Below are 23,602 nucleotides of genomic sequence, written 5' to 3'. Positions count from 1 at the left end.
CCGTCCAAACGGTTGCACGTTAGTATAGCTGTGCTTTCCGACCCTCGCCCTGTACCATCTCTGGATTTACTACCAGATTTAGTGGCACCACCTTCGGCCCATACAAGTTGACGCATTCAGCCATAGATCGTCAACGTCATTTTTCGGTCATTTTTTGAATCTTTACTGTTGACCGGTTCGCATTCGAACACTCTCGAACTTTGGTGGCCGATTCCTCCACAGCTTCATCCACCACTCTTGGCCGATGAACACATGTTCGGGAGAACCAATTAACTGTGTTGCCTAGTATGGTTATCGGCATTTGATAAACCCGCGCTATGATTGCCGTGTCAAAAAAGAATCGGTGCAAGGACGGTCATGAAGAAAAATTCGGTCGGAAATTTTTGCAGGCCAAAAATTGGGCAAGCAGTCTGATGAGATGGATTGGATTGGTTCCTCTGATTGGCCTGATCGTGGCCTGTACACCACAAGATGTGCCCCTTCCATCGCGCAGCGCGCAATTCGAAAACTATCCAGAGCGCTTGTTAAAAACCTTTGAAATCGGATGCGACGGACCCGGCGAACAGTTTCAACGGCTTGGGAATCGGGTTTTTGAATGCTCCGAGTTGCTACCCCCGGATACGACGGCTTACCTGATTCTCAACTACGACGGTTACCCGCAGGATCTTCCCACCAGTGTCATGCGGCTGACATCGACCAAGAACTCAACCGGGTACCGAGTGGATGCTGATTTGTATTTTGACGTACCGCGACGAACAGGGCCTGCCGTTCAGGTCCCTGTGGAAAGCGAAACGCTGGATAAGGCGCTGACAGCGCTTTATCAGGCTATGGGTGGATCACCAGCGATTTAAGAAGAAGTGGTCGGGGCGGCAGGATTCGAACCTACGACCCCCTGTACCCAAAACAGGTGCGCTACCAGACTGCGCCACGCCCCGGACCGTGCGCCTTCCTAACGATGCCTTTCTGATTTGAAAAGCCCTAACAGGGCCAAATTGCGGGACCTTGTGCAAAAATTTCGTGCTGCACCTCGGTTCCCGGCGTAATCGAATACCGTGCAGACAGCCCGGCGTTGATTTCCAGTACGGCAAACACGGAATCACCGCCTTCAATCGGCGTCAAATCGCCAGGAACAGCGCCCTGATGAATGTGTGTGATTACACCTGCCCGGTCGATGAAAATGATATCGAGGGGAATCAGTGTGTTCTTCATCCAGAACACAACAGGTTGTGGAGGATCGAAAACAAAAAGCATGCCCGACCGTGTCTGCAGTGATTCCCGGAACATCAACCCACGGGATCGCTCTTGCGGCGTGATGGCGAGCTCGACATCAAAACCCGCCTGCATCTTGTCATTCTTCAGGTTAACGCGATCCGCACGGCACGCGGCCAGCGCATCTTCGGTCCATAGCAGAGAGTTAAAAGCAAGAACCGTGAGAAACCTGAGCATTGTCCGACTTATTCGTCCAAAGCCGCTTCCCAGGCCAGCACCTGAGCCGCCATACGCCCGCGCTTGCCGTCGATAACGCGCATCGCCAACGCCTCTCCGGGCTGAAGATCAGCCAATCCGGATCGACGTAGAACCTCGATGTGAAGGAATACATCTTCGTCGCGCCCAAAGACATTCGCAAAGCCAAAGCCTTTGCCCTTATCGAACCACTTCACGCGTGCAGCTTCCAACGGAGCTTGCGCGATCACCACTGGATCGAGCTCGGCAAAATCGGCAAGCATCATCGAGTCGGTACGCACCGGCGGGTCGACGCTGACCACTTCAACCGCCTGAACACCACGATCGGTGCGATGCGTCATAATCTCGATTCCCGCGCCGTCAGCTACCGAGCTTTGGCCGAAATTGCGCAAAACATTTACATGCAACAGAATATCAGGACCGCCCTCATCAGACACAACGAATCCGTACCCCTTGGCGGGATCGAACCATTTTACGTGTCCACGGACGCGGTACATGCTGTTCAGGTCTTCTGGCACAGTGTTTCCATCGCGAGTTTTAGCACTTCGTTAAGAGTTCGATGTGTATGGGAATAGTCCGCAATTTCAAGCCGAAAAAATCCTTTATTCTCCGAGTCTTGCATTTCACGATACGCGAACGTCATGGATTCAGCCTTTGAATTTGCCAGGGCGAGCCCGAATGATCGCGTTGCCATCGAAACCGATCGTGCAGTCGAAACGCTCCGTCCGCCCAAAACTCGATCTCGACCGGCTCCAGCCTGTAACCACCCCAGAACGGAGGGCGCGGCGGATTCGGCCCCAGTTTCGCCGTTACTTTGGCAACCTCAGCCATCAAAGCCGCGCGACTACTCAGAGGCTGCGACTGCTTCGATGCCCAGGCCCCCAAACGGCTTTTTAAAGAACGGGACGCATAGTATTCGTCTGCCTGCGGCCCACTCTCGCGTGTTATTGTACCACGAACTCGGATTTGACGCCGCAAAGATTTCCAATGCATCACAAATGCGGCTTTGCCAGCACTGTCGAGCTCAGCAGCTTTGGCGCTTTCATAGTTTGTATAGAAAACAAAAGCGTTCTGTTCGATCTCTTTCAACAGAACCATGCGCACGTTCGGCAAACCAGAATCATCCACGGTTGCCAAGGCAATCGCGTTCGGATCGTTCGGTTCACTATCCCTGGCCTCGTCCAACCACCGCGCCGCGATAACAAACGGATCGGTGCCGGCGAAGATGCCGTCTCGTTCGTTCATTTCCATCCCCTGGAAACTCTTGCCTTCCACCCTAGGGCGAGAACCCGCCTCGGGCAAGAGCGCGCGGCCTTGATGCCGCGCATCCAATGGCATAAACCATCTCAACATGACGCGAAGACAGGCGGAGAACCGAACATGTCAAATCAGTTGATGGCCGGAAAGCGCGGCCTCATCATGGGACTGGCCAATGATAAATCAATCGCTTGGGGAATTGCCCGTGCATTGTCAGAAGCCGGAGCAGAGCTGGCTTTTTCCTACCAAGGGGACGCGCTTAAGAAACGCGTCGACCCTTTGGCAGCGCAACTCGGCAGCGAAATCGTGCTGCCCTGTGACGTCAGCGATGAAGAGTCAATCGACGGGCTTTTCACGGCGCTGTCGGAAAAGTGGGGCAAGCTGGACTTTGTCGTTCACGCCATTGGGTTCTCGGACAAGAACGAACTGCGCGGTCGTTATGTCGATACATCGCGCGCAAACTTCAAACTGACGATGGATGTTTCGGTCTACTCCTTCACTGCCGTCATGCAGCGCGCCGAAAAGATGATGTCTGAAGGCGGCAGCGCCGTCACCCTCACATATTATGGTGCCGAACAGGTTATGCCGCATTACAACGTCATGGGCGTTGCAAAGGCTGCGCTGGAAGCTTCTGTAAAGTACCTGGCCGAAGATCTTGGCAAGGACGGCATCCGGGTCAACGCGATCTCGGCCGGCCCCATCAAGACACTAGCCGCCAGCGGCATTGGCGATTTCCGCTATATCATGAAGTGGAACGAGTATAACTCGCCCCTGCGCCGCAACGTGACAATCGACGATGTGGGCAAGTCGGCCCTGTACCTGTTGTCAGATCTCAGCAGCGGTGTGACCGGCGAAAACCTGCACGTGGATTCGGGATATCATATCGTCGGCATGAAGGCTGTCGACGCGCCAGACGTTGAGAAGGGTTAACAGCATGAGCGCCAAGGACCGTCTGCCCCACGAAAAAGGTTTTCACATCAGCTGGGATCAGATCCATCGCGATTCCCGTGCTTTGGCGTGGCGTCTGGATGGGCAAGGCCCCGACGACGGCGCATGGCGCGCTGTGGTTGCCATCACGCGTGGTGGCATGGCCCCTGCGATGATTGTCAGCCGTGAACTCGACATTCGAACCGTCGATACCATCAGCGTGCGGTCCTATCACCATCAGGAACAAGGCGAGGCCGAAGTGCTCAAGGCTCCGGACGCGGATTTGATGGGCGACGGAACCGGCGTTCTAATCATCGACGATCTTGTCGACAGTGGAAAAACGCTGGAGCTGGTACGCGCGATGTATCCCAACGCCCATTTTGCGACCGTCTATGCCAAACCCAAGGGTCGGCCAATGGTGGACACCTTCATCACCGAAGTCAGCCAGGACACCTGGATTTTCTTCCCGTGGGACATGGCCCTGCAATATGTCGAACCCTATCGAGGAACCGACTGACGCCAACAGCAATAACACTCAGTTTTCCAACGGTCAGAGAATACAAATGCCCCGGACACGCACTGCCTCAACCTTCGCGCCACCGGTGATGGAGGCGAGGCGTTGGCTAGACGGCGTGGAATTCCCGGAAGATCGCCCGCTTATCAACGTCAGTCAGGCAGCCCCGGTTGATCCACCGCCACTGGCTCTGCGACAGGCAATGGCAGAGTTCGCGATTTCCGAAGATGCGGCCCACCTTTATGGGCCGGTGCTGGGCAATACGAACCTGCGAGATGAACTGGCAGGCCAGATCAGCGCACATTACGATGCAAAGGTTCACCCGGATCAGGTCGCAATAACCTCGGGGTGCAATCAGGCATTCTCAGCGGTGATATCAGCGATCACGGATCAAGACGATGAGGTTATCCTTCCAACCCCTTGGTACTTCAACCACAAAATGTGGCTGGATATGGCTGGCGTGCGTGCGGTTGACCTACCGACCGGCGACGACCTTCTGCCCGACCCTGATGCGGCCCGAGCGCTGCTGACCGATAAAACCCGGGCAATTGCGTTGGTTACTCCCAACAATCCGGGCGGCGTTGAATACCCTGCCGATCTGGTGTTGGCCTTCTACCAGCTATGTCGTGACGCTGGTATCCGGTTTATCGTGGACGAAACCTATCGTGACTTTGACAGCCGCAGCGGGCCGCCGCACGATTTGTTTCAGCAGCCGGGGTGGGAAAAAACTCTGGTGCATCTCTATTCGTTCTCGAAAGCCTACCGGCTGACTGGCCACCGTGTTGGTGCAATCGCAACCGATGTCGCGCTTTTGGCTGAGATTGAAAAGTTTCTGGACACCGTTGCGATCTGCCCCGGTCAGATCGGCCAGTTCGCAGCACTTTGGGGAATGAAGAACCTTCCAGAATGGCTTGCGGGTGAAAGACAAGAAATTCTGGACCGGCGCGCTGCCATTCAGGAACTGCTGCCTGTGTTAACGTACAAGGGATGGCGTCTGCTTGGGCTTGGGGCCTATTTCGCGTATTTTGAGCATCCGTTCGATACTCCGTCTGACGAGCTGGCCCGTCGTCTGGTGCCAGAGGCCGGTGTGCTTTTACTGCCAGGCACCATGTTCACGCCCACGGGCGACCCAGCAGGAAAACGCCAGGTACGCATCGCATTCGCCAATCTGGATCGCACCGGGCTGGGACAATTGTTCGATCGGCTACGTACCCTTTCCTTCTGAGCTTGCCCCCCGGCGGTGCGCGTCGTATTCAGGGCCGCAACCGACGGGGCAGTAACCTGCCACAAAGCACAAAGAGGGCAAAATGGCCGCAGGCATGAAAAACCTTTCGAAGACCTTTGTCTGGATATTGATGGGCCTTCTGATGCTGGGTCTTGCAGGGTTCGGAGCAACCAGCCTGACCGGAACAGTTCGGACAGTGGCGCAGGTGGGCGACGAGGATATCTCGGTCAACGAATATGTGCGTGAGCTTCAGCGAGAAATCCGTGCCGTCGAAAATCAGACCGGTCAACCGCTGCAAATGTCCCAAGCGATTGAGATCGGATTGGATCAGCTTGCCCTATCTCGCCTGACCGCGTTGGCCGCGATTGATAACGAAGTTGGCTTGCTTGGCATTTCGATCGGCGACGAGAACCTGCAAAAGGAAATTCTGGCGATCCCCGCCTTTCAGGGTGTCAACGGCACATTCGACCGCGAGGCCTATCAGTTCCAGCTAGAACAGGTCGGCATGACCGACACAGAGTTCGAGACCGACCTTCGCAAGGAATCGGCCCGTACCATCGTACAGGGCGCAATCATGGGTGGTATTGAGATGCCGCAGGCCCTGACCGATGTCCTGACGGATTTCATCGGCGCACGGCGCAGCTTTACCGTTGCTACGCTGACACCTGATGCCCTGACCACGCCGGTTGCCGACCCGACGGACGCGCAGGTGCAGGCGTACTATGATGAAAATTCCGACCAATTCACCCTGCCACGCACCAAGCAGCTAACCTATGCAATCCTGTCACCTGACATGCTGTTGGACAGTGTCGAGGTTGACGAGGATTCGGTTCGCCGCCTGTATGACCAGCGCTCGGCTGAGTTTTTGCAACCCGAACGCCGCTTGGTCGAACGCCTTCCCTTCCCGTCCGAGGAAGAAGCAAAAGACGCAATGGCGCAGCTTGAGGTCGGCGGCACGTCTTTCGAGCAACTTGTTCGCGACCGCGAGCTTGAACTTAGCGACGTCGACCTTGGCGACGTGACCCGTGAGGATCTGGAAGGTGCCGCCGACGCTGTTTTCGCGGCAGAACTGGATACCGTCGTCGGACCTTTGCCGTCGGTTTTCGGACCTGCCTTGTTCCGGATCAACGGATCGCTTGCTGAAAACAACACCTCGTTTGAAGACGCCGCCCCGATCCTGCATGAAGAACTGGCAGCAGACCGCGCCCGCCGTCAGATCGAGGCACAGTCCGAAGACATCAATGACTTGCTGGCTGGTGGTGCCACATTGGAAGAACTGGTCGCGGAAACCGAGATGGAGTTGGGCCAGATCGACTGGACACGCCAGAGCGAAGACGGTGTTGCCGCCTATGAAGGTTTCCGTGCCGCCGCCGAGGCAGTTCAAGAAGGTGACTTCCCCGAGGTTGCTTTTCTGGAAGATGGCTCGATCTTTGCGATGCGCCTGAACGAAGTGCTGCCCCGCCGACCTGAACCTCTGGACACAGCCCGCGAACGCGTGGCCATGGCGTGGACCCTGGCCGAAACCGGCAAAGCCCTTGAAGAACAGGCAAACGTGGTTCTGGAACAACTGAAGGAAGACGGCGACTTTACCGCCACGGACCTGCCGTTCCGGGTGGAAAATGCCCTTACCCGCACGGCCTTCCTTGATGACGTGCCTGCCGACTTCATGACGCAGGTATTTGAGATGGAGCCGGACGAACTGCGGGTAGTTCCCGGCGCGGGAACCGCCCTGATCGTGCGTCTGGATGAGCTGTTGCCGCCAGATGAGACTGACGAGCTGCGTCAAGCACAAGAGGCATTGGCCGCCCAGTTGAATCAAGCTCTGGCACAGAACATTTTCGACGTTTACGTCCGCGATGCACAGGTGCGCGCGCGCCCCGTCGTGGATCAACGTGCCCTGAACGCCGTGCAAGCGAGCTATTAAAGAGACCAAAGATGGCCCTTACCCCAGAATTCGACAGTTTCGCGCGCGCTTACGAGGCGGGTGAAAATCAGGTCGTTTACACGCGTCTTGCCGCTGATCTGGACACTCCGGTATCGCTGATGCTGAAGCTGACCGGCGCGCAAAAAGATGCATTTATGCTGGAATCGGTGACTGGCGGCGAAGTCCGTGGACGGTACTCGATCATCGGTATGAAACCTGACCTGATCTGGCGGTGCCAAGGCGAAACCTCGGCCCTGAACCGCTCGGCCCGGTTTGATCCCGAAGCGTTTACCGCGCAAGATGGCAACCCAATGGACAACCTGCGGGCGCTGTTGGCGGAAAGTCGGATTGCCTTGCCCGAAGACCTGCCGCAGGCCGCTGCTGGATTGTTCGGGTATCTTGGATATGACATGGTTCGTCTGGTCGAATATCTGCCGGATGTGAACCCAGACCCGCTTGGCCTGCCGGATGCGGTCATGCTGCGCCCTTCGGTCGTTGCTGTGCTCGACGGGGTCAAGGGCGAGGTAACCGTCGTGTCGCCTGCATGGGTCAGCGAAGGACAATCTGCAAAAGCGGCCTACGCTCAGGCGGCAGAGCGCGTTATGGATGCGGTACGCGATCTTGAACGCGCAATGCCTGCCGAAACACGCGATTTGGGGGATGCGTCCGAGGTCGCCGCGCCGGTATCCAACTTTACCAAATCCGGCTATATGGAGGCCGTTGAGAAGGCCAAGGAATATATCCGCGCAGGCGATATCTTTCAGGTCGTTCCCGCGCAACGCTGGACTCAGGATTTCCCGCAGCCGCCCTTTGCGCTCTACCGGTCCCTGCGGCGCACAAACCCGTCGCCCTTCATGTTCTACTTCAACTTCGGTGGTTTTCAGGTTGTTGGTGCCAGCCCCGAGATTCTGGTCAGGGTGTTCGGGGATGAGGTTACAATCCGCCCGATCGCCGGAACCCGTCCGCGTGGCGCGACCCCCGAAGAAGATAAGGCCAACGAAGTGGATCTGCTGGCCGACAAGAAAGAGCTTGCCGAACACCTGATGCTTCTGGATCTGGGTCGCAACGATACCGGTCGGGTCGCAAAGATCGGCACTGTGCGCCCGACAGAAGAGTTCATCATCGAACGGTACAGCCACGTCATGCACATCGTATCGAACGTTGTCGGTGAACTGGCCGACGACAAAGACGCATTGGACGCGTTTTTTGCCGGAATGCCGGCTGGCACGGTCTCGGGCGCGCCCAAAGTGCGGGCGATGGAAATCATCGACGAACTAGAACCTGAAAAGCGCGGAATTTACGGCGGCGGCGTGGGGTATTTCAGCTCAGGCGGTGACATGGATATGTGTATCGCGCTGAGAACGGCAATCGTGAAAGACCACAAACTCTATATTCAGGCAGGCGGCGGTGTTGTCTACGACAGCGACCCCGAGGCCGAATTCATGGAGACCGTCCACAAGTCGAACGCGATCAGGCGCGCAGCCGCAGATGCCGCGCGATTTACCGGCACCGGGAACAGTTAAGCCAGAGGCCAATCGCTGATTGGCCTCGCAACAGTGTTATTGAACTTCTTGCATCATGACTGCTGAAATTGGCGCCATGGCGACCCGACCACCGCGATCTTCCAGCCCCCACAACAGCAGGGCAGAGATCGTGTCAGGCCGCAACCTGCCAAGCATAACGACGGTTCCTTCCTGACCAGCGCGAAACGCCGCTTGATCCAAAAAACGACGCATGATTTTCGGGTCCTGCCGGGCGCCATCTATGTCACGAAAGATCACGCCCGACGGGATACCGTTTCGCGCAGCCAGTTTCTGCACTGTGTTCAGACCATTATCCTGCGTAATCAACCCACGCCCTGTGCCACCTGCAATCGCAGCGACCTGATCTGCGAGTTTTCTGTTGCCCTGAATTCCTGTCTCAACACCTTCGAGAATACCGACGGTTTCGGGCAGCATATCCAGCCATACAGACAAAGAGACCTCGGCATCCTGTGCGCTCGCCGCCTTGGGCAAATCTGCCATGGCCAATACCTCGAACCCTGCTGCACGGTGCTTAGCCATCTTTTCGGCAGCGTCCGGATCAGCGGGGCTGATGGCAAAACTGATTGGGTACGGGAAATCCTGCAGCGCTTCGGCACCAAACGCACCTTCGTCGTCAATCAGAATGATGGACATCAAGGGTTTCGCTTCGGGATTTTCAAACTCAGCCGAATACGCTTCGATCGGTTTTCCCGTGGCAACAACGGTTCCGTCAGCCGATTCGACAATCGGTGCGTCATCACGCTCGGTCAAGGGCACAATCCGCTTGCCGACCGAATTCGAGCTTGCATCAATCTGCTCTCCTCCGATCTGGGGAACAGACGCAATTCGCGGCAGTTCGGCCGGCGCGACCTCTTCCTCACCTTCAACTGCGATCGGATTGTCCTGCGGAAGGGTTTCGTCCTGATCCAGCGTTTCGGCATCTGCGACTTCGTCGCTCTGATCCTGAGGAATTTCTTCCACTTCGGCCTCTTCCACTACAGGCGCAGGAGGTTCAGGGGACTGTTCAGCCACCTCCGGACCCGTTTCTTCCAACGGCGTATCTGGCAACGGTGCAGGTGCTTGCGGCGCGATCGGCGCTTCGGTCGACACGGTCACATCCTGTGCTTCGGTCGGCTGTGTCGCCTGTTCCACCTGAGTCGCCGTATCGTTGACCTGAGGCTGCGTGTCTGTGGCGGTTTCCGCCTCATCCAAACCTGCTAATGTATCGGCCTGTTCCTCGGCCGGTTCAGCGTCTTGCGGTGGAATTTTGACAAGCCCGGCATCGGAGACGCTTTCTTCCACTTCAGAGTCGCTTGAAACTGATTCCACCGGCGCCGGTTCCGGAGCGTCCTCGGCGACAATGGGTTTTCTGGTCAAAGGTGTATTCAGGGACAAAACTGCACCAAGCAGTAACACAACGACCGCGCCTGCGATCATTCCACCCATAAATCCGCCCATAACAATTGCCTCTCGTCTAATTCCTGCTTCGACCGCCAGTGTGCCATCTTGCGCAGCACTCACCTGCCGGTTCGTCAAGAATGGGATGTCCTCTTGACGCTGCCCCGCAAGCCTGAGCATGTATGTGCAAACATTATATCGCGGCTCGGGGCTGCATCACCAGCCCGAAATGCCCAATCCGAGACAAGTGCCCAAATGCTGCTGCTCATCGACAACTATGACTCGTTCACCTACAACCTCGTCCATTATTTAGGCGAGCTTGGCGCTGAAATGGTCATTCGCCGAAACGACGCACTGAACGTGCAGGAAGCGATGGCCATGAACCCGGCCGGTATCCTTCTTAGCCCCGGACCGTGTGATCCCGATCAGGCCGGAATTTGCCTTGCCCTGACCGAAGCGGCGGCTGAAACCGGAACACCTCTGTTGGGGGTTTGCCTTGGGCATCAAACAATCGGGCAGGCTTTTGGGGGAAACGTTGTTCGCTGTCATGAAATCGTACATGGCAAGATGGGCACAATGCACCACACGGGCAAAGGCCTGTTTGCGGGTCTGCCCTCGCCTTTTGAAGCAACGCGGTATCATTCCCTGATCATAGAGCGGGAAACACTACCCGATTGCCTTGAGGTCACCGCCGAATTGGAAGATGGCACCATCATGGGTCTGCAACACAAAGAACTGCCGATCCACGGGGTTCAGTTCCACCCCGAATCCATCGCTTCCGAGCACGGTCATGCCATGCTCAAGAATTTCCTGACTGAAATGAAAGTCCCTGCATGAGCGACGCCCTTAAACCGCTGATCGGTGCCGCAGCCGACCGGCCCTTGTCTCGTGCCGAAGCAGAACAAGCCTTTGGCATCCTATTTGACGGTGCAGCCACCCCCAGCCAGATCGGTGGGCTGCTAATGGCCATGCGTACACGGGGTGAAACCGTTGAGGAATACGCGGCAGCCGCCGCTGTGATGCGCGCAAAATGCAATGCCGTCAAAGCCCCGGCGGGCGCCATGGATATCGTTGGAACCGGGGGTGACGGCAAAGGGACGCTGAATATATCGACCGCGACTGCGTTTGTCGTCGCAGGTGCCGGTGTCACGGTCGCCAAGCACGGCAACCGCAATCTCAGTTCAAAGTCTGGCGCGGCCGATGCGCTTGGACAACTGGGCATCAACGTTATGGTCGGCCCACAAACCGTTGAAAAGGCTTTGGAAGAGGCCGGTATTGGCTTCATGATGGCCCCGATGCATCATCCCGCAATCGCGCATGTCATGCCCACCCGCCAAGAGCTGGGAACTCGGACGATATTCAACATTCTGGGGCCGCTGACCAATCCTGCAGGGGTCAAACGGCAACTGACCGGTGCTTTTTGCCGCGAATTGATCCGCCCCATGGCCGAAACTCTGGGTTTGTTGGGATCAGAGCACGCCTGGTTGGTCCATGGCTCTGACGGAACCGATGAACTGACCATAACCGGCGTGAGCTGGGTTGCCTCAGTAGAAGACGGCGTAATCAAAGAAGTTGAGCTTCATCCCGAAGATGCCGGACTGCCGGTTCATCCTTTCGAAGATATTATCGGCGGCACCCCCGAAGAAAACGCCGTCGCTTTTCGTGCCCTTCTGGACGGTGCGCCGTCAGCCTATCGTGACGCGGTATTGCTGAACGCCGCCGCTGCGCTGGTTGTGGCGGATGCGGCTGGCGACTTGAAGGAAGGCGTTGCCAAAGCTGCCGAAAGCATCGACAGCGGGCGCGCCAAAGAAAAAATAGCGGTACTGGCCCGCATCACTCAGGAGGCCGCATGACCGAGACGGTACTGGACAAGATCAAGGCTTACAAGCTTGAGGAAGTTGCTTCAGATAAGACGCACAAGTCACTGGAAACATTAGAGAGTGAGGCCAGGTCCGCCCCGGAAGTTCGCGGTTTTGCAAAAGCACTCCAAACCGCGGCGCGTCAGGGCTATGGGTTGATTGCAGAAGTCAAGAAAGCCAGCCCGTCCAAGGGCTTGATCCGTGCTGATTTTAATCCGCCTCTACTTGCGCAAGCCTATGAGGAAGGCGGTGCAGCTTGCCTTTCCGTTCTAACAGACGCACCCAGCTTTCAGGGTGCCAAAGAATACCTGACCCAAGCGCGTGAGGCTTGTGGGTTACCCGCGCTACGCAAAGACTTCATGTATGATCCATATCAGGTCGTCGAAGCCCGTGCTTTGGGCGCAGACTGTATCCTGATCATAATGGCCTCGGTCGAGGACGAACAAGCCGCCGAGCTTGAGCAGACAGCTTTTGATTGGGACATGGACGTTTTGATCGAAGTTCACGATGAAACCGAGTTGGAGCGCGCAACAAAACTTAAAAGCCCGCTGATTGGAATAAACAACCGCAATCTCAAGACGTTCGAAACCACACTTGATACGACAAGACGCCTGTCCAAGCTGGTACCGGCAGATCGGACGATCGTGTGTGAGAGTGGCCTCAGCAACCCGGAAGACCTAGCGGATATCGCCCGCTATGGTGCGCGCAGTTTCCTGATTGGTGAAAGCCTGATGCGACAAGACGACGTTGCGCTTGCCACGCGCACCCTGTTGGCGAACCCACTGATACCCGGAGTGATGTGATGCCTTTGACGCATTTTGATGCCCAGGGTCAGGCCCATATGGTTGACGTCTCGGACAAGGCTGTAACCGACCGCGTTGCCGTTGCCGCAGGACACATCCAGATGGCGCAGGAAACCTTTGATTTAATATCCGAAGGTCGCGCAAAAAAAGGGGATGTGCTTGGTATCGCTCGATTGGCGGGGATTATGGGGGCGAAGAAAACGCCAGACCTAATTCCTTTGTGCCATCCCTTGCCTGTGACGAAGGTAGCCGTTGAACTGACGTTAGACCCCGATCTACCCGGAGTTCAAATTGAGGCTACCGTAAAAACATCCGGGCAAACCGGAGTGGAGATGGAGGCGCTTACGGCAGTATCAACCGCTGCGCTGACGGTGTACGACATGACTAAAGCCGTGGACAAGGCGATGGAGATTGGCGGCATTCGCGTTATCCTGAAAGATGGCGGTAAATCAGGACGTTATGAGGCGTCATGATTACAGTTGAAGACGCACGAGCACTGCTTTTCGACCTAGTGGAACAACAACCCATCGAAATGGTTCCGCTGGCGCAGGCCGCTGGACGTGTGTTGGCGCAAGATATCGCCGCGACGCGGGATCAGCCGCCCTTTGCGGCCTCATCCATGGATGGATATGCGGTCAAATCGTCCGAAGTGGAACCGCACGCGATGTTCAAGATCGTGGGGGAATCCGCTGCCGGACGCCGGTACGAGGGCCAAGTCGGTGCCAGGCAAGCCGTGCGCATCTTTACCGGCGCACCGGTTCCGGAAGGTGCTGATTTCGTTGTAATTCAAGAAGATACGGAACGCCGTGAAGATCTTCTTACGATCACCGACAATCCCGGCGCCAAGGATAACATCCGCCCGTCTGGCGTGGACTTCAAAGCTGGCACCAAGATCACGTCGCCTCGGCTTTTGCGACCCGAAGACCTTGCGCTGATGGCCGCCATGAATGTCGCAGTGGTCCCGGTTGCGCGCAAACCGTCGTTTGCGCTGATTTCGACCGGAGACGAGCTGGTTATGCCGGGTGAGGTTCCTGGACCGGATCAGATCATCGCATCAAATACCTTTGGCCTCAAGGCGTTGCTCGAAAAAGCTGGGGCGGATGTTAGAATCCTTCCCATTGCGCGCGATACGATTTCTTCGCTGGAGGCCGCTTTTGGCCTCGCACAGGGGGCTGACCTAGTTGTCACCATTGGTGGGGCATCGGTTGGGGATTATGATTTGGTTTCAGAGGCCTCTACCGGATTGGGTATGGAGAGGTCTTTTTACAAAATCCGAATGCGACCCGGGAAACCTCTGATGGCTGGCCGGTTGGGGGACAAACCAATGGTTGGACTTCCGGGGAATCCTGTCAGTGCAATGGTTTGCGGGTATTTGTTCCTAGCTCCCATGGTCTTCCGCATGTTGGGGATTGAACAGGCTGTACCCTCCTTCCGCAACGCTGCGCTGACAGCTCCATTAACAGAGAACGGCCCGCGCGAGCATTACATGCGGGCGGTTCTGGACGAAACCGGCATCCGGGCTTGTGATGATCAGGACAGTTCGCTGCTTAGTGTCTTGGCCCATGCAAACGCATTATTGGTCCGCGACCCCAATGATCCGGCACGCGCTGCCGGAGAGATAGTCAGGTACCTGCCAATCTGAACGGCGCGCAAATCCATTGACACAAAACGTGAACATGCGTAGAACAAAATAAAACGCATGACCGACGAGGTGTGAGCAATGCTGACCAAGAAGCAGTTGGATTTGTTGGAATTCATCCACAAACGCGTGCAAGCGGATGGTGTTCCCCCCAGTTTTGACGAGATGAAGGCCGCATTGGACCTCAGATCCAAGTCGGGCATCCATCGACTAATTACCGCGCTCGAAGAACGCGGGTTTATTCGTCGATTGGCGCATCGTGCTCGTGCGATCGAAATCGTCAAGCTACCAGAAAGTCTTGGCGGTGAGCCAACGGTTGCTTTCAAACCCCGCGTGATTGAGGGCGACAAACCTCAAGGCCCGAGACCAGCGAATTTTGAACCGGTGACGGTCGACGCCATGGAACTGCCCGTAATGGGACGTATCGCCGCCGGTGTGCCGATCGAAGCGATCAGCCATGTGTCGCATCGCGTTGCTGTCCCCGGCAGCATGGTGTCCGGCAAAGGCGAACATTATGCGCTGGAGGTGCGTGGCGATTCGATGATCGACGCGGGCATCAATGATGGCGACGTCGTTGTGATCAAAGAAACCTCTGTCGCGGATAATGGTGATATCGTTGTGGCCCTTGTTGAAGATCAAGAGGCGACTTTGAAGCGGTTCTTCCGCCGTGGTCACGCCATCGCACTGGAGGCTGCCAACCCCGCCTATGAAACCCGCGTCCTGCCCGAAGAAAAAGTCAAGGTCCAAGGCCGGCTGGTTGGTTTGATCCGCTGCTACTGATCGAACTTGTGGTCCTTGTCCTCAATCGGGGACCACAGTCTATTGCCAATTTCATCCCTGCTGGTTCTGAACGTGTTGCCATGGAGCGCAAGGCTCCCGATTTTCGAAAGGCGCTGAGGGTCAAATATCTGGCAGTTGCCCGGCAGTTCCATAGAAACAGCGGATATGATGATCTGATGCTCGGCACATTCGTCAAATGCGCGCGCGGCGCGTTTGCCGGTGATATGGATCAGCTCTTTGCCACGCCACAAATGGCGTTGAACCAAGTCTGAACCCTGAGGCCAGCGATCTGCCGATTGAATCTGATCCACGCCATCCCCGTCGTTCTCTAACCAGACCGTAGCGACAAAACCGCTGGCTTTCCTTTTGCTCACCGCCCTGCCCTTGTCCGTCATGACGCCAACAAGACCTCCGGATTCCGCGACCAGGACTTCGGGGCGATCACCCTGCCCCCAAAGAAGGAACGCGGCCAGGACCACCACCCCACCGATCCACCGCGCGGACCCAAGCCATAGCGCTAGCCACAATGCGCCCAATGCGAACATCGGCAACACATGGAAGGGCGGGCTGACGACGTGACTTTGCGCGCCATCCAATCCGGATACCCAATCCGATACTGTCAGAATCCATTCAAGCCCAAGGCCCATTACACCCAAAGCCACCCCCTCAAGACCAAAGGGGGCGAGCAAGGCGGCGACCACCGCCGACGGAACCACTACGGTTCCCATCACGGGAACAGACAGCATGTTGGCCAACAATCCATAGTGCGACAAACTGTTGAAATGCGCAGCGCCAATAGGAGCCGTCGCCAACCCGGCAATGGCAGACGACAAAAGTAAGCCAATTACAGGCTTGAACCATTTCGGGCCTGGCAAAGGGCCATAGTCACGCAATTCACCAAACACCGCGACCAAGGCCGTTGTTGCTGCGAATGACATCTTAAAACCCGGACTCAGCAGAGTTTCCGGCCGTAAACACAGGACAATAAGGGCCGCAACCGCAACTGCGCGCAGAGAAATCGCGCGGCGGTCGATCAGAACGGCGACCAGCATGACACTTGCCATGATAAAGGCGCGTTCGGTGGCGACATTCCCGCCGGACAACATCAGATAGATGACAGCCGCAAGCAATGCGCAAACCGCCGCCAATTTACGGACCGGCCACCTAAGGGAAATCACGGGCAACGCCGACAGCGCGATCCGGCAGGCAAAAAATACAAACCCGGTCAAAAGCCCCATGTGCAGGCCAGAAATCGCAAGAAGATGGGCAAGGTTGGACGCGCGCAGGGTTGTCAGCGTTTCTTGCCCCATGCCGCTGCGGTCGCCAGTGGTCACAGCGGCCGCGAACCCTCCGACCTCACCCGGTAGTTTCGTTCGAACATGGTTGGATATCACCATGCGCCATGCGGTAATACGCAGTCCAGTTTCGTTAGCAGCGGAAGCCGTCAGAACAGGAACACGGGTATACCCAACAGCCCCGAGCCCCTGAAACCACGCGTGACGGCGAAAATCGAAGCCGCCCGGTTCAACCGGGCCTTGCGGAGGAGATAGGAGACCTGTGGTCATGATCCTTTGCCCCGGCGACACTGATACATCCGTGCCGTGCAGAGACAGGCGAACCCGCTGGGGGCGCAAGTCTTCCGGCACATCATTCAGCCGCACTTGATCAAGTGTCAACCTGAGCGCGTCAGAGGCGGAACGATCAATTGCGACCACGCGCCCTTCGATCGGACCATAGTACCGCCATCCAAGAACCGGTTCCGCTACAGAGTGCGCCCGCACACCTGCCAGAACAAATCCAGCCGCGACAAGCATACCGCCAATCGCCAAGGACACCCAGACCGAACGCCAGTGTCTGACAGCCCACGCACCCACAGCGATGACGCCCAATAGGGCTCCATAAAAGTGCCATCCCGGTTCAAGCCTGAGCGAGAAATACAGCGCAATGCCAATGGCAAGACACACTGGAGACCACTGGAACAAATGGCCCGTCTGGTTCAGCAATGCCGCCTCGACCCGTGCCAGAACACGCATGGTTGCCCCCGTCCCTCCGGCTCGTTAGACAGGCGCCAAACTATGCCCGACACGGTTACCAAAAGGTTAATCCACACAATGTCCGATCAGGTCGTCACTCGTTTCGCTCCTTCACCCACCGGCTTCTTGCACATCGGCGGCGCGCGTACTGCGCTGTTCAACTGGCTTTATGCTCGTGGACGTGGTGGTAAGTTCCTGCTGCGGATCGAAGACACTGACCGCGAACGCTCGACCCCCGAGGCGACAGCGGCAATCTTGCAAGGCATGGCATGGCTGGGGCTGGATCATGATGGCGACGTGATCAGCCAATTCGAAGGTGCCGACCGCCACGCCGAGGTTGCCCGTCAATTGCTGGCCGAGGGTAAGGCTTACAAATGTTTTTCGACCCAGGATGAGATTGCAGCGTTCCGTGAACAGGCCCGCGCCGAGGGCACGTCCACCTTGTTCCGCAGCCCATGGCGCGACGCAGATCCTGCGACCCACCCGGACGCGCCCTTTGTGATCCGCATCAAGGCCCCGCAAGACGGTGCAACCGTGATCCGCGATCAGGTGCAGGGAGAAGTAACCATCCGCAACGATCAGTTGGACGACATGATCCTGCTGCGCTCGGACGGGACGCCGGTCTATATGTTGGCCGTGGTGGTAGACGATCACGACGTGGGCGTCACCCATGTGATCCGGGGCGACGACCACCTGAACAACGCCGCGCGCCAGATGATGATTTACGAGGCGATGGGATGGGACGTACCGGTCTGGGCCCACATCCCCCTGATCCACGGACCTGACGGCAAGAAGCTGTCCAAACGCCACGGCGCATTGGGTGCGCAGGAATATCAAGCCATGGGTTACCCCGCTGCCGGGATGCGCAATTACCTCGCGCGGCTGGGTTGGAGCCATGGGGACGATGAGTTCTTTACCGACGAACAGGCCAAAGAATGGTTTGATCTTGACGGAATCGGCAAAAGCCCGGCCCGTTTCGATCTGAAAAAGCTCGAGAACCTGTGCGGCCAACACATAGCCGTTGCAGATGATGCTGCATTGCGGCAAGAGATCGAAGCCTATCTTGCCGCGGCTGGATTGCCTGCTCTCAGCGACACACAATCCAGTGATCTACAACGTGCGATGTATTGCCTCAAGGATCGGGCCCGCACCTTTCCTGAACTCCTTGAAAAAGCGCAGTTTGTATTGGCATCCCGCCCCATTCAACCAGATGAGAAAGCCCAAAAAGCCCTTAACTCTGTATCCGATGGTATACTGAATGAATTGACGCCGCAGTTGCAAAATGTTAGCTGGTCGCGAAACGAACTGGAGGATGCCCTGAATTCCTTTGCGGAAGCGAATGGGCTGAAGTTCGGCAAGCTGGCTGGACCCTTGCGGGCGGCATTGGCCGGTCGGGCTGTGACACCTTCGGTCTTTGACATGATGCTTGTGTTGGGGCGAGAAGAAACCCTTGCACGGCTTTCTGATGCAGCAAGTTAAACCAAAGCTTCACATTTGGGTAACGCTGCTCCGCTAACACCCGGACTGCGCGTCTGCGCGCATCCGTTGCCCGTAAGTTCGGACAGCGATCCGACTTGCGCATGAATGAGGAAGGGACACTATGACCGACAGCAATAAATCAGCCACTCTGACAGTCCATGGTGAAACGTACGAGTTGCCGGTTCATTCGCCGACCGCCGGTCCTGACGTAATCGACATCCGCAAACTGTATGGGCAGGCGGGTGTGTTCACGTATGACCCCGGTTTCACCTCAACCGCGAGCTGCGACAGTACCATCACCTATATTGACGGTGAAAAGGGTGAACTGCTGCACCGCGGCTATCCGATCGACCAGTTGGCTGGCAAGTCTCACTTCCTCGAGGTGTGCTACCTGCTGCTTTACGGAGAACTGCCGACAGCACCCGTTCTTGAAAAGTTCGAGACGACGATCACCCGCCACACTATGCTGCACGAGCAGATGCAGTACTTCTACCGTGGCTTCCGCCGTGACGCGCACCCGATGGCAATCATGGTTGGCGTAGTTGGTGCGATGTCCGCCTTCTATCACGACTCGACCGATATCTCGGACCCGCATCAGCGCGAGGTCGCCTCGCACCGCCTGATCGCCAAGATGCCGACGATTGCGGCGTGGGCGTTCAAGTATCACACCGGTCAGCCCTTCGTGTATCCGCGCAACGATCTGGACTATGCGTCGAACTTCCTGCGCATGTGTTTCAGCGTTCCGGCGGAAGAATATGAGGTCAACCCGATCCTCAGCCGTGCTATGGATCGTATTTTCACCCTGCACGCGGACCACGAACAGAACGCCTCGACCTCGACCGTGCGCTTGGCCTCGTCCTCGGGTGCGAACCCGTTCGCCTGTATCGCGGCCGGCATCGCATGTTTGTGGGGTCCGGCCCATGGTGGTGCGAACCAGGCCTGTCTGGAAATGCTGGAAGAGATCGGCAGCGTTGATCGAATCCCCGAATTTATCGCCCGCGCGAAGGACAAGAACGACCCGTTCCGTCTGATGGGCTTTGGCCACCGGGTTTACAAGAACTTCGACCCCCGTGCGAAAGTGATGAAGCAGTCGGCGGACGAAGTGCTGGACCTCTTGGGCATCGAGGACAACCCGAAGCTGCAGGTCGCCAAAGCGCTGGAAAAACAGGCTTTGGAAGATCCGTATTTCGCCGAGAAGAAACTGTTCCCGAACGTCGACTTCTACTCGGGCATCATCCTCGAGGCGATGGGCTTCCCGACTTCGATGTTCACCCCGATCTTTGCCTTGTCGCGCACCGTTGGCTGGGTCAGCCAGTGGAAAGAGATGATCGCGGATCCGCAGAACAAGATCGGCCGTCCGCGTCAGTTGTATTTGGGTGAAACCAACCGCGACTATGTGGATATCGAAAACCGCTGATTTGCCAGACTAAAACAAACCGCCCCGGATCAGAACTCCGGGGCGGTTTTGATTCAGAACAGGCAAAGTTGATCTCCGGCCTGCGCTGGTTTGGAAAACAAATCACATCGCAGGGACGGAGTTCGCATCGCAAGACCCAACCGTTTGACGGCCAAGGCGAATCTTTTTGCGATCACCCCTGCGTATTCCCCCTCTCCGCGCATCCGGTGCCCCCAACGCGGATCATAATCCCGCCCCCCGTGCATCTCGCGGAGTTTTGACATGATCTTTTCGGCGCGGGCCGGTTCGTGTTGCTTCAACCAGTCCTGCCACAAGCCCGATACTTCGCGCGGCAACCGCAGCATGATCCAGCTTGCGGCGTCTGCACCTGCATCTCGCCCGGCTTCCAGCAGGGCCTCCAACTCGTGATCTGTTAGCCCCGGGATCAAGGGCGACGTCATGACGCGCACCGGCACCCCTGCCCCAGTCAACCTTCGAATAACGGCTAGACGACGCTGGGGTGATGGCGCGCGTGGCTCCATCCTTCGAGACAGGTCAGCGTCCAAGGTGGTCAATGAAATCCCGACCCTCACCAACCCGTCCTGCGCCATTTCTGACAGTATGTTCAAATCCCGCTCGATCAGAGTGCCCTTGGTCACAATTCCGATGGGATGCCGAAACTCCTGCAGAACTGTCAAACAAGATCTGGTGATTGATAGGTCACGCTCAATAGGTTGATATGGATCGGTGTTTGTTCCCAACGCAATTGGCGCGACCTTATAACCACGCGCCGACAGCTCTTTTCTGAGGACCGCCGCCGCGTTGGGTCGCGCAACCAAACGGGTTTCAAAATCCAATCCCGGGGAAAGGCCAAGATAGGCGTGGCTTGGACGCGCAAAGCAATAGACACACCCATGTTCACATCCCCGATAGGGATTAATGGAACGGTCAAATGGCAAGTCGGGCGATCGGTTATAGGTTATCACGCTGCGCGCAACCTCTTGGCGAACCTCGGTCCGAAGAACAGGTAGATCGTCCTCCGCATCCCACCCATCGTCAAAAGATTCGGTCTCATACCTCTCAAACCGGCCTGCGGAATTTGACAGGGTCCCCCGGGCCTTGATGTTGTGCGAAACCATAATGTTTCCCTTTTGTTCTCACCTATGCATACGCCCGTTCTGCGTCTGCGGCAAGCATTTCGGAAGTTTCGTTGGGAATTGAGCATCCGGACAAAGACCCGCGTACCGCCACCTTTTCTGAACGAAATGCAGGATGTTCATGCAGAAAATGACGTCGAGTTGATCAATAATTTGCCGTATAGGTCGGTCCCGGAACCGCCAAGGTCGCAATCGTCACAGTCGAACTGCGGCGAAATGGCCAAAACGGAAAAAATGCCACCACGGGCGCAATGCCCGAACAGCTCAGGGAAACGCCCCATGTCCGATGAAGAAGACATCGTCCTGTCCGAACTAAATGACGACGAACTGGTCGAACAGATGTTCGACGATCTTTATGACGGCCTGAAAGAAGAAATCGAAGAAGGTGTGAACATCCTGCTGGAGCGCGGATGGACCCCCTATGACATCCTGACCAAAGCCCTGGTCGGTGGCATGACCATCGTTGGCCATGACTTCCGCGACGGCATCCTGTTCGTGCCGGAGGTTCTGCTGGCCGCAAATGCAATGAAGGGTGGCATGGCCATCCTGAAACCGCTGTTGGCTGAAACCGGTGCACCGCGCGTTGGTAAGATGGTTATCGGCACCGTGAAAGGCGACATCCATGACATCGGCAAGAACCTTGTTTCGATGATGATGGAAGGCGCTGGCTTCGATGTTGTGGATATCGGCATCAACAACCCGGTCGAAAACTACCTCGAAGCGCTGGAATCCGAGAAACCCGACATTCTGGGCATGTCCGCCCTGCTGACCACGACCATGCCCTACATGAAGGTTGTGATCGACACTATGGTCGAACAAGGCCTGCGCGAAGAGTATATTGTTCTGGTCGGTGGCGCACCGCTGAACGAAGAGTTCGGCAAAGCGATTGGGGCCGATGGCTACTGCCGCGATGCGGCTGTGGCCGTGGAAATGGCCAAGGACTTCGTTTCTCGCAAACACAATCAACTCGCCGGTTGACAATAGTGACACAGATTTGAACGAGACCGCCCAACCCGGGCGGTCTTTTTGTTGGACGCCTTGAAAAGAACTTCATTATTTTAGAGTTTGGTTTCGTGATGCCGAGCTTTGCGATTTAAGCTCGATAAGTGACCAGTTTTTACGAGGTAGTTTATGCCTACGACGTTCAATGTGCTTTTCCTCGGAACGCTTCCGATCATCGACCCGACCGAGGGCAACAACACTGCTGAAAACGCGGGTGCGCTTGTCGGCCAGACCTTTGGTAGCCAAGGCGACCCCCTGTTCGAGGAAGCCGCTGTCTGGAGCCCGGTGGGAAATCCCGGCGGCACCTATGAAAACAACGCAAATGTCGACACCGACTCTTTCTCGATTGATGGCAACACGGCCCAATTCGATGCGGCGGTCGCGTATAACGCTACAATTACCTATGTCGACGGAACTACGGCGAACATAACTGCCGTAGTGGCGCAGGATGATGCTGGAAATACCTATCTGGTGCCGGAGTTTTCGGCCAACACGGATCAGGCCGCGCTAGAGGATCAGGGCATCCGCTCCGTAACCTTCAACAGTATTAACACCGATACAGCCAGCGGTCTGAACTCTAACCGCCAAGAGTGGGACATTGCCACGTGCTTTACCACCGGCACCCTGATTGAAACAGAATACGGAGCTGTCGCGGTTGAAGACCTTCGGATCGGCGACAGGATTAAAACACTGGATCACGGATTGCAGACGTTGCGCTGGGTCGGTCGCCGAACCGTTCGCGCCACCGGTGCATTCGCGCCCGTTCTTTTCAAGGCCGGAGCACTTGGAAACAGCAGGGATTTGCTGGTGTCCCAACAGCACAGAATGCTGATCGACACCTGGCAGGTTGAATTGAACACCGGATTTTCCGAGGCGCTGGCGCCCGCAACTCAATTGGTGAACGGCAACGACATCGTGATGCAAGCGGGCGGCCTTATCACCTATTATCACCTGATGTTTGATCGACATGAACTGGTCTGGGCCGAGGGGTGTTTGACCGAGAGCTTTCATCCGGGCATCCAAGCCTGGAATAGTTTGACCGACGCGACACGGACCGAGATTCTGAACCTGTTCCCGACACTGGCAGATCAAGGAATTACCGCATACGGTCCCCCTGCCCGTCCGTCGCTGCAGCACTTCGAGACGCAAGCGTCGGTCGCCTAGCGCGGGATGTCGTAAGCAGGCTTGTCTTCACCCCGATTTCGGCCTTTGATGTCGCAAT

22 protein-coding genes and 1 tRNA gene are annotated in these 23,602 nt (G+C 56.7%); 16 read left to right on the top strand and 7 right to left on the bottom strand.

What is annotated here, in order from left to right; genetic code table 11:
* Positions 1-413 precede the first annotated feature (413 nt).
* The gene (locus GOV88_RS13330) at positions 414-851 is read left to right on the top strand and encodes a hypothetical protein (RefSeq protein ID WP_171240734.1); all 438 of its coding nucleotides are present in this window, start codon (positions 414-416) and stop codon (positions 849-851) included.
* 7 nt (positions 852-858) lie between these two features.
* Here GOV88_RS13330 and GOV88_RS13325 read toward each other — a convergent pair.
* The 4 genes from GOV88_RS13325 to pdxH form a co-directional block, all read right to left on the bottom strand.
* Positions 859-935 (bottom strand) — tRNA-Pro (locus tag GOV88_RS13325).
* 43 nt (positions 936-978) lie between these two features.
* Positions 979-1,344, bottom strand: a complete 366-nt coding sequence (locus GOV88_RS13320) for a DUF192 domain-containing protein (protein WP_371808241.1) — start codon at positions 1,342-1,344, stop codon at positions 979-981.
* Between the two features lie 110 nt (positions 1,345-1,454).
* On the bottom strand, positions 1,455-1,982 hold the full coding sequence (locus GOV88_RS13315) for a cold shock domain-containing protein (RefSeq protein WP_171121541.1): 528 nt from the start codon (positions 1,980-1,982) through the stop codon (positions 1,455-1,457).
* Between the two features lie 121 nt (positions 1,983-2,103).
* On the bottom strand, positions 2,104-2,709 hold the full coding sequence (gene pdxH, locus GOV88_RS13310; RefSeq protein ID WP_171121542.1) for a pyridoxamine 5'-phosphate oxidase: 606 nt from the start codon (positions 2,707-2,709) through the stop codon (positions 2,104-2,106).
* A gap of 135 nt (positions 2,710-2,844) precedes the next feature.
* Between pdxH and fabI the strand changes: the two genes are divergently transcribed.
* The 5 genes from fabI to trpE all read left to right on the top strand — a co-directional run bounded on the left by fabI (position 2,845) and on the right by trpE (position 8,834).
* Complete coding sequence (gene fabI / locus GOV88_RS13305) at positions 2,845-3,651, top strand: enoyl-ACP reductase FabI (protein ID WP_171124888.1); 807 nt, start codon at positions 2,845-2,847, stop codon at positions 3,649-3,651.
* Positions 3,652-3,655: 4 nt separating this feature from the next.
* Positions 3,656-4,165 carry a xanthine phosphoribosyltransferase gene (gpt, locus tag GOV88_RS13300; protein WP_170413262.1) on the top strand — a complete coding sequence of 170 codons (510 nt, stop codon included), beginning with the start codon at positions 3,656-3,658 and terminating at the stop codon, positions 4,163-4,165.
* A 46-nt stretch (positions 4,166-4,211) separates the two neighbouring features.
* The gene (locus GOV88_RS13295; RefSeq protein ID WP_171240732.1) at positions 4,212-5,387 is read left to right on the top strand and encodes an aminotransferase; all 1,176 of its coding nucleotides are present in this window, start codon (positions 4,212-4,214) and stop codon (positions 5,385-5,387) included.
* An 82-nt stretch (positions 5,388-5,469) separates the two neighbouring features.
* A complete protein-coding gene (locus GOV88_RS13290; protein ID WP_171240731.1) occupies positions 5,470-7,311 on the top strand; it encodes a peptidyl-prolyl cis-trans isomerase in 1,842 nt (613 codons plus the stop codon).
* A gap of 11 nt (positions 7,312-7,322) precedes the next feature.
* The gene (gene trpE / locus GOV88_RS13285; protein ID WP_171240730.1) at positions 7,323-8,834 is read left to right on the top strand and encodes an anthranilate synthase component I; all 1,512 of its coding nucleotides are present in this window, start codon (positions 7,323-7,325) and stop codon (positions 8,832-8,834) included.
* A 36-nt stretch (positions 8,835-8,870) separates the two neighbouring features.
* On the opposite strand, the gene GOV88_RS13280 is transcribed toward trpE, so the two are convergent.
* A complete protein-coding gene (locus tag GOV88_RS13280; RefSeq protein ID WP_371808240.1) occupies positions 8,871-10,355 on the bottom strand; it encodes a divergent polysaccharide deacetylase family protein in 1,485 nt (494 codons plus the stop codon).
* A gap of 132 nt (positions 10,356-10,487) precedes the next feature.
* Here GOV88_RS13280 and GOV88_RS13275 point away from each other — a divergent pair, with 132 nt between their 5' ends.
* The 6 genes from GOV88_RS13275 to lexA all read left to right on the top strand — a co-directional run bounded on the left by GOV88_RS13275 (position 10,488) and on the right by lexA (position 15,313).
* Entirely contained in the window at positions 10,488-11,069 is a 582-nt protein-coding gene (locus tag GOV88_RS13275) for an aminodeoxychorismate/anthranilate synthase component II (RefSeq protein WP_171240729.1), read from the top strand.
* On the top strand, positions 11,066-12,085 hold the full coding sequence (gene trpD, locus GOV88_RS13270; RefSeq protein ID WP_171240728.1) for an anthranilate phosphoribosyltransferase: 1,020 nt from the start codon (positions 11,066-11,068) through the stop codon (positions 12,083-12,085). Before GOV88_RS13275 ends, trpD begins: the two co-directional genes overlap by 4 nt.
* A complete protein-coding gene (gene trpC / locus GOV88_RS13265; protein WP_171240727.1) occupies positions 12,082-12,894 on the top strand; it encodes an indole-3-glycerol phosphate synthase TrpC in 813 nt (270 codons plus the stop codon). The genes trpD and trpC overlap by 4 nt, the downstream gene beginning before the upstream one ends.
* On the top strand, positions 12,894-13,367 hold the full coding sequence (gene moaC / locus GOV88_RS13260) for a cyclic pyranopterin monophosphate synthase MoaC (RefSeq protein WP_171240726.1): 474 nt from the start codon (positions 12,894-12,896) through the stop codon (positions 13,365-13,367). The genes trpC and moaC overlap by 1 nt, the downstream gene beginning before the upstream one ends.
* Positions 13,364-14,536, top strand: coding sequence for a gephyrin-like molybdotransferase Glp (gene glp, locus GOV88_RS13255; protein ID WP_171240725.1), 1,173 nt, complete (start codon positions 13,364-13,366; stop codon positions 14,534-14,536). The genes moaC and glp overlap by 4 nt, the downstream gene beginning before the upstream one ends.
* 78 nt (positions 14,537-14,614) lie before the next feature.
* On the top strand, positions 14,615-15,313 hold the full coding sequence (gene lexA, locus GOV88_RS13250; protein WP_171240724.1) for a transcriptional repressor LexA: 699 nt from the start codon (positions 14,615-14,617) through the stop codon (positions 15,311-15,313).
* Here lexA and GOV88_RS13245 read toward each other — a convergent pair.
* Positions 15,307-17,346, bottom strand: coding sequence for a ComEC/Rec2 family competence protein (locus GOV88_RS13245; protein WP_171240723.1), 2,040 nt, complete (start codon positions 17,344-17,346; stop codon positions 15,307-15,309). The genes lexA and GOV88_RS13245 overlap by 7 nt on opposite strands.
* A 78-nt stretch (positions 17,347-17,424) precedes the next feature.
* On the opposite strand from GOV88_RS13245, the gene gltX reads away from it, so the two are divergent.
* Positions 17,425-18,825, top strand: a complete 1,401-nt coding sequence (gltX, locus tag GOV88_RS13240; protein WP_171240784.1) for a glutamate--tRNA ligase — start codon at positions 17,425-17,427, stop codon at positions 18,823-18,825.
* Positions 18,826-18,946: 121 nt separating this feature from the next.
* A complete protein-coding gene (gltA, locus tag GOV88_RS13235) occupies positions 18,947-20,242 on the top strand; it encodes a citrate synthase (protein WP_171124867.1) in 1,296 nt (431 codons plus the stop codon).
* Between the two features lie 53 nt (positions 20,243-20,295).
* Here gltA and GOV88_RS13230 read toward each other — a convergent pair whose 3' ends face one another.
* Positions 20,296-21,360, bottom strand: coding sequence for a PA0069 family radical SAM protein (locus GOV88_RS13230; protein ID WP_171240722.1), 1,065 nt, complete (start codon positions 21,358-21,360; stop codon positions 20,296-20,298).
* A gap of 297 nt (positions 21,361-21,657) precedes the next feature.
* On the opposite strand from GOV88_RS13230, the gene GOV88_RS13225 reads away from it, so the two are divergent.
* Positions 21,658-22,356, top strand: coding sequence for a B12-binding domain-containing protein (locus GOV88_RS13225; RefSeq protein ID WP_171121556.1), 699 nt, complete (start codon positions 21,658-21,660; stop codon positions 22,354-22,356).
* A gap of 153 nt (positions 22,357-22,509) precedes the next feature.
* Positions 22,510-23,544 carry a Hint domain-containing protein gene (locus GOV88_RS13220; RefSeq protein WP_171121557.1) on the top strand — a complete coding sequence of 345 codons (1,035 nt, stop codon included), beginning with the start codon at positions 22,510-22,512 and terminating at the stop codon, positions 23,542-23,544.
* The last annotated feature ends 58 nt before the right edge of the window (positions 23,545-23,602 follow it).

The sequence above is a fragment of the Ruegeria sp. HKCCA5491 genome (assembly GCF_013034565.1).
In the GTDB taxonomy this organism is placed as follows: Bacteria; Pseudomonadota; Alphaproteobacteria; order Rhodobacterales; family Rhodobacteraceae; genus Ruegeria.
This window is presented reverse-complemented; position numbering and strand designations above follow the sequence as displayed.